This window comes from Arthrobacter sp. Y3225116 (assembly GCF_059091245.1).
Genome location: NZ_JBNHGL010000566.1, coordinates 1 through 435 on the forward strand (window position 1 = coordinate 1; position 435 = coordinate 435).

The following is a 435-nucleotide window of genomic DNA, read 5'->3' on the forward strand; positions in this document are numbered from 1 at the left end:
GCTGCCGGTGGTCCAGGGGGTGGCGGTGATGGCCGCCCTGCACCGGGAAGCGGACCGGCTGCGCGGCATGGGCGACCCCCGGTCGCGGGGGCAGCTGATGGCCGATACCGTGTTCGAACGCGTCACCGGGCGCAGCACCGCCGACCCGGCCCGGCTGGAAATCCAGTTGGTGATGACCGACCGCGCCCTGCTCCACGGCCGGAACGAACCGGCCTGGCTGACCGGGCACGGCATCGTCCCGGCCCGTTACGCCCGCAACCTCACCCGTCCCGCAAGAACCGCAGGCACCGGCACAACCACCGACAAAACCACCGGCAACCACCACCGACGGCAGCCCGCCCGGCCCGAACGCTGCCGGCCCCGGCCGCCAGGACAGCGGGTCACCGGCGGCAGGACGAATCGACGGCAGCCCGCCGGGCGGGATAGGGCGGAAGG

1 pseudogene is annotated in these 435 nt (G+C 74.3%); it reads left to right on the forward strand.

Annotation, left to right across the window (positions count from 1 at the left end):
- A pseudogene (locus AC5RV2_RS18985) lies at positions 1-435 on the forward strand (hypothetical protein); the annotation flags it as partial.